We start from the raw sequence: 2,147 nt of genomic DNA, 5'->3' as shown, positions 1-2,147 counted from the left end.
CCCCTCCCCCCCCATGGAGCCGGGCCGCCCCGCAGCCGAAGCCCAACCCCGGAGACCCGCCGCCGGAAACGCCCACCAGCCTGCCGAAACCACCGCCCGACCGACCCCCGCCACAGAGGTGGGCCGCCCCGCAGCCGAAGGCGAAGCACGGCCGCCCGGCGACGGGAAGGCCCACCCACCTGCCGAAGCCGACGGCCAGTCGGCGGCCGGGGCGCGCTCCGCCGCCGACGGGGAAGGCCGGGCAGCGTGCTCGCTCTCCGTCTAGCCCGCCGGGCCCACCCCGTGGTCCAGCTCCGTCGGCTTCTCGTGGCCGCGGCCGCCGGCGGCACCGGCTTCCTGCTGCTCTGCGCCCTCGGGCACGCCATGGCCCACCCGCACGCCCCGGCCGGCTCGGTGCTCCGCCTCGCCTGGTGCGTGGCGCCCGCCGCCGCCACCGTGTACTTCGCGGTCACGGTGGCCCGCACCGACCCCGGCACCCGGCCCCGCCCCGGCCTCTCCGCGATCGGCCTCGGTCCCGGCCGGCTCATGGCCATCTCCGCGGTCACCACGGCCCTGTCCACCGTCCTCGGCTCCCTCCTCGCGCTTCTCTTCTTCCTCCATCTGCGCGGCGACCTCACCGGCCTGCCCTTCGACGGCGCGGCCACGGACGCCCTCGCCGCCGGACGGCCCCTGCCCCTCCCGGCCGCGCTCACGCTGCTCGGCGTGGTACCGGCCGTAGCCTCCGTCACCACCGCGCTCGTCCTGCGCCCCAAGGACACCGGGGCCCGCACCACCGGCCCCCGGGCCCGCTTCATGGCGTACGACACCTTCGCCATCGGCCGGCGCACCGCGCCCCCGGCGGGCGCCACCAGGTACGAGGAGGAGCCGGACGAGGAGGGGGCGACCACCCCCGAGGCACAGGAGCCGACGGAACCGCCGGCCCCGCGTCCGGCCCCGAGCGGCCTCCCCTGGGGCATCACCGTGCTCGCCGTCGGCCTCGCCCTGGAGACCTACGCCGGCCGGTCGGGCGACCGCTCCGGCCTCTCCCTCCCCGGCGGCTTCGCCGACAGCCCCGCGGGGGTCCTGGGCGGCTGGCTGCTCACCGCGCTCGGACTGGTCCTCACGGGGCCCGGCCTCACCCACCTCACGGGGCGCCTGCTCCAGTCCGTGCGCCCCGGCGCACTGCGCCTCCTTGCCGGGCGCGTGCTCCAGGAGGAGGCCCGGCGCATCGGTCGCCCGCTCGGCCTGGTGTGCGCGGTGGCCTCCGGCGCGTACGCCATGGTGACGTTGTCCTCAGGCGTGCGCCCCACGGTCGGCCCGCTCACCCTGCTGGGCGCGCTCGTGGTCGCCGGCTGCGCCGTGCTCACCCTCGCGACAGCCGCCGTCGAAGCCCGGCGGGCGCACGCGGACACCACGGCCGCGCTGATGCGGCTGGGGGCGCCCCGCGCCCTGCCCCGGCGGGCGGCCCTGCTCCGCGCGGCCGCCCTGCTCGCCGTGTTCGGCCCCCTGACCTGGACGATCGCCCAGCTGGCGGCACTACCGCTGGCCGCCTGAAAACTCGTACGAAAAAAGTTCGCGAGCGGCGATGAGTTTCGCGGGGGCCCTCGGTCTACCCCTCCGAACAGACCGCAACGGCTACGACGGATACGGGAGCGACCCCGCCATGTACCAGCAGATGATCTTCGTGAACCTGCCCGTGAACGACCTCGACGCCTCGAAGAAGTTCTTCACGGAGCTCGGCTACTCGCTCAACCCCCAGTTCAGCGACGAGAACGCGGCCTCCGTCGTGATCAGCGACACCATCGTGGCGATGCTGCTCACCAAGCCGTTCTACGCGACCTTCACCAAGAAGGAGATCGCGGACGCCACGAAGACCAGCCAGGTGATGCTCTGTCTGAGCGCCGAGAGCCGCGCGAAGGTCGACGAGCTGGTCGAGAAGGCGGTCGCCGCCGGCGGCACCGCCTCGGAGAAGGTCCAGGAGATGGACTTCATGTACGGCCGCGCTTTCGACGACCTCGACGGCCACACCTGGGAGGTCGTGTGGATGGACCCGTCGGCGATCGAGGGCTGAGGATCCCCTTCGTCCACCGCGTACCCCCGCGCCCGTAAGGGGCTGTATCTATAAAACAACTGACGCTGCCGACGAAAAGCCCACAGAAAGAAAGTGG

The 2,147-nt window shown here is 74.1% G+C and carries 2 protein-coding genes and 1 pseudogene; all 3 read left to right on the top strand.

Features of this window, described 5'->3' with window-relative positions; genetic code table 11:
• A pseudogene (locus P1P70_RS43805) lies at positions 1–265 on the top strand (ABC transporter ATP-binding protein); the annotation flags it as partial.
• A complete protein-coding gene (locus P1P70_RS43800; protein WP_319247962.1) occupies positions 247–1,533 on the top strand; it encodes a hypothetical protein in 1,287 nt (428 codons plus the stop codon). The pseudogene P1P70_RS43805 and the gene P1P70_RS43800, both read left to right, overlap by 19 nt.
• 109 nt (positions 1,534–1,642) lie before the next feature.
• Complete coding sequence (locus P1P70_RS43795; protein ID WP_319247960.1) at positions 1,643–2,050, top strand: VOC family protein; 408 nt, start codon at positions 1,643–1,645, stop codon at positions 2,048–2,050.
• Positions 2,051–2,147 lie beyond the last annotated feature (97 nt).

The organism is Streptomyces sp. MB09-02B (assembly GCF_033794485.1).
Classification (GTDB): Bacteria; Actinomycetota; Actinomycetes; order Streptomycetales; family Streptomycetaceae; genus Streptomyces.
This window is presented reverse-complemented; position numbering and strand designations above follow the sequence as displayed.

What these genes read in the sequence shown, in the direction of transcription:
- P1P70_RS43795 (WP_319247960.1), top strand. Translation starts at nt 1,643, where the DNA reads ATGTACCAGCAGATGATCTTCGTGAACCTGCCCGTGAACGACCTCGAC.